The sequence below is a fragment of the Streptomyces graminilatus genome (assembly GCF_001418565.1).
Lineage (GTDB): Bacteria > Actinomycetota > Actinomycetes > Streptomycetales > Streptomycetaceae > Streptomyces > Streptomyces graminilatus.
Genome location: NZ_LIQQ01000423.1, coordinates 1 through 3,744 on the forward strand (window position 1 = coordinate 1; position 3,744 = coordinate 3,744).

Genomic DNA, 3,744 nt, shown 5'->3' on the forward strand with positions numbered 1-3,744 from the left:
TGACCAGGGACGATTCACTGGCGCGGGTGGGACTGCCGGCGGGCGAGGGCCAGTTGCGATTCGGCGCACTGCGCACCGAGGTCTTGCGCACCACCGCTTTGCGGACGGTGGTGAATCCGGCGGGCGCGGGGTCATCGGGGCGGGGCGGTGGCGCGGGAGGCGGGTCGCTGGCGTCTCCCCCGCCGGATTCACCACCGTCCGCAAAGCGGTGGTGCGCAAGACCTCGGTGCGCAGTGCGCCGAATCGCAACTGGCCCTTGCCCGCCGGCAGTCCCACGCGCGTCAGTGAATCGTCCCTGGTCAGAGTGATCGTCGTACTCATGGCTTCCCCCGCGCATGGTTGTTCACGGTCCCCCGGGCGCGACGTCGAAAACGTCCGCTGCCCGGCAGGCCCTCCCACTGCCCAGAACACTACGCGCCACCACTGACAACGGCCCCTGAGCTGGGGCGCAGCCCCAACCGACCGTCTTGCTGCCAACCTCAGTCGTCCTCAATCACTCTCAGCCGAAGTACACGCCACCCGCGACCACCACGACCGCCGCCACCAGGAACAGCACCACCCACGCCAGCACCTTGCCCGGCGTCGGCCCGGGCTCGTAGCGCGGCTCCTCCGGAGTGGGAGCAGGAGCAGGAGTCGCAGCCTGGTTCGGGTTCACTTCCGCGTTCACTTCCGGGGTCGAGGTCGGGGTCGGGGTCGCTTCAGGGTCTGGATTCGTCATGGCGTCGTCGTCACCACCGCTGCCTGCGGGCGGATCGGGAGGCGGTTGACCGGGCGGCCCGTCGCCGCGCGTACCGCCGAGGCGATGGCCGCCGGGGACGTCACCACCGGTACCGCGCTCGCCGCCTTCGCGCCGAAGGGGGCGACCACGTCCCGTTCCTCGACCAGTTTGACGATGCGGATGTCCGGGGCGTCCAGAGCGGTCGGGAGGGCGTAGCCGGTGAGGTCGGGGTGGCGGATCAGCCCGCGCGCGGAGCGCAGGTTCTCCGTGAGGGCGATGCCCACGCCCTGCGTCACGCCCGCCTCGATACGGGCCGCCAGTTGAGCGGGGTTCAGGACTCGGCCCACGTCCTGGGCCAGCGCCAGTTCCACCACTCGTACCGAGCCGAGCTCGATGTCGACGTCCACGACCGCGCGGATCGCGCAGAAGGCCAGGCCCACGAAGGCGTCGCCCTGGCCCGACTCGTCCAGGGGCTCCGTGGGGTGCGGGCGGCACTGGGCCGTGGCCCAGAGTTCCTTGCCGTCCATCGCCTCCGTGACCGTGGTCGACAGGACACCGTCGTACGAGGTGATCTTGCCGTCGGTGATCTGGAGCAGCTCAGTGGACATGCCAAACTTGTGTGCAAGGGGCTGGAGGAGCTGGGTACGGACCATTTTCGCGGCCCGTTCCACCGCGCCGCCGGAGACCCAGGTGTGACGGCCTCGGGCGCCCGGTCCTGCCGGGGGCTGGTCGGTGTCGACGGGGGCCACATGGACCTCGTCGATGCCCAGCGTCTCCTGGACGATCTGGCGGGCCAGCGTGGTGAAGCCCTGGCCTGTCTCCACGGCCGCGCACAGGACCGTGGCGATGCCGTCGTGGACCTTCACCGTGGCCGTCGAGACCTCGTCCGCGCCCTCGGCGCCGAGCATGTGGACCATGCCCAGGCCGTAGCCGACGCCCCGGCGCACGGCGCCCGGTTCGCCCGCGCCCTCGGGGCCGCCCGGGAGCAGCCACTCGTCCTCGGGGGTGTCCTTGGGGAGCGCCGGGAGCGGGAAGTCCCGTACCGCCTGGAGGAGTTCGGCGACCGGGGCCGGGCAGGTGACGGCCTGGCCGGTCGGCAGGACGTCTCCCGTGGCCATCGCGTTGCGCAGGCGCAGCTCCGCCGGGTCGACGGCCAGCTTCTTGGCCAGCTTGTCCATCTGGGCCTCGTAGGCCGCGCAGACCTGCATCGCGCCCTCGCCGCGCACATGGCCGGAGGGGGGGTTGTTGGTGCGTACGGCCCAGCCCTCGATGAAGGCGTTGGGGACGACGTACGGGCCGCAGGCGAAGGAGACGGCCGCCGCGAGGGCCTCCCCCGAGGTGTCCGCGTAGGCGCCCGCGTCGAGCAGGATCTGTGCCTCGACCTTGACCAGCCGGCCTTCGGTGTCGGCGTGGTGGCGGTAGCGGAGGAGGGTGGGGTGCCGGTGTACGTGGCCCAGGAAGGACTCCTCGCGGGTCGCCGTCAGCTTCACCGGGCAGCCCGTTTTCAGCGCCAGCAGGCCCAGCGGGAGCTGGAAGCCCTGGTCCTCGCGGTCGGCGGTGGCGCCGGGGACTCCCGTGACGACGACCTTGACGCGCTCCGGTTCCAGGCCGTAGCAGGCGGCGGCGGCGTCGCGGTCCGCGTGCGGGTCCGTGGAGGCGAGGTACAGCTCCACGCCGCCGTCGGGGCGCGGTACGGCGAGGCCCGCCTCGGCGCCGATGGGGGCCGGGTCCTGGCGGCCGATCCGGTAGAGGCCCTCCACGACGACCTCGCCGATCGCGTCCGGGTCGCCGTGTCGCAGCGGGATGTGCCGGATCAGGTTGCCGTCGGGGTGCAGCGGTTCGGCCTCGAAGGCATGTTCGGGGTCGGTCACCGGGTCGAGTACTTCGTACTCGACCATGATGGCCGCCGCCGCCATGCGCGCGGTGTCCGGGTGGTCGGCGGCGACCGCGGCGATGGGCTCCCCGTGGTGGCGTACGACTTCTGAGGCGAACATCGGGCGGTCGGGCCGGCCACGGCCGTGCAGTTCGGCCCCGAGCACGTCCTCGTGCGTGACGACGGCCCGTACGCCGGGCATCTCGCGCGCGTGGGCGGTGTCGATGGAGACGATGCGCGCGTGCGGGTGCGGTGAGCGCAGTACGGCGGCCCACAGCAGGCCCTCGGCCCACAGGTCGGCCGCGTACGGGAAGGTGCCCTCGGTCTTCGCGCGCGCGTCGGCGGTGGGCAGCGACACGCCGAGGCCGTGCGGGAGCGCCTCCGCGTCGGGGGCGGACGCCGCGGCCGTGGTCGCGGTGACGGTCTCGTTGCTCACGTCTGGCCTCCGTCCTGGCCGTGGGTCTGGTCGTACGCGTGCGAGTCGTGGTTGCGGGCGGGTTCGAAGCCCGGGGCGTCGAACGCGGAGGCGTTGACGCCGCCCCCGCCCGGTCCGGCCTGGTGCGGGATGCGTGCCTCGCCGTCCTCGCCCTCGGCGTCGGCGGCGTGCGCCTCGCGTTCGGCGACGACCTCGCGGACCGCCTCCAGGACGCCCCGATAGCCGGAGCAGCGGCACAGGTTGCCGCACAGGGCCTGGCGCGTCTCCAGTTCGGTCGGGGCGGGGTTGCCCTCCAGGAGGTCATGCACGGTCATCGCCATCCCGGGGACGCAGAATCCGCACTGCACGGCACCGCACCTGGCGAGTGCCCGCTGTACGTCCGAGAGCTGTCCGTCGGTGGCGAGGCCCTCCACGGTGCGCACCTCGCTGCCGGCGGCGGTGACCGCGGGCACCAGGCAGGAGGCGACGAGCCGTCCGTCCACCTGCACGTTGCAGGCCCCGCACTCGCCCTGGGAGCAGCCGTCCTTGGCGCCGGCGAGGCCGAGGCGCTCGCGCAGTACGTACAGCAGCGACTCGCCGATCCAGGCGTCGGGGACGGGCCGGTCGGAGCCGTTGACGCGCAGGACGTAGGAGGCGAGGGGATGTTCCTCGCCGGGCAGTCCGAGGGCGTGGTCGTCGGCCGGGGCGGCCGGGTCGGCCTGGGCGGCCGTGCCGGGC

The 3,744-nt window shown here is 73.1% G+C and carries 3 protein-coding genes; all 3 read right to left on the reverse strand.

The window, feature by feature from the left end; translation table 11 throughout:
- Positions 1-499: 499 nt before the first annotated feature.
- Positions 500-718, reverse strand: a complete 219-nt coding sequence (locus AOK08_RS46090) for a hypothetical protein (protein WP_157876870.1) — start codon at positions 716-718, stop codon at positions 500-502.
- Positions 715-3,027 carry a xanthine dehydrogenase family protein molybdopterin-binding subunit gene (locus tag AOK08_RS31250; RefSeq protein ID WP_055532331.1) on the reverse strand — a complete coding sequence of 771 codons (2,313 nt, stop codon included), beginning with the start codon at positions 3,025-3,027 and terminating at the stop codon, positions 715-717. Before AOK08_RS31250 ends, AOK08_RS46090 begins: the two co-directional genes overlap by 4 nt.
- Positions 3,024-3,744: (2Fe-2S)-binding protein (locus tag AOK08_RS31255; protein ID WP_157876871.1), on the reverse strand; the 721-nt coding region annotated here is incomplete at its 5' end. The genes AOK08_RS31250 and AOK08_RS31255, both read right to left, overlap by 4 nt.

Bases quoted from the DNA above. Each gene is read 5' to 3' on its own strand.
- AOK08_RS46090 (WP_157876870.1), bottom strand. From the start codon at position 718: ATGACGAATCCAGACCCTGAAGCGACCCCGACCCCGACCTCGACCCCG.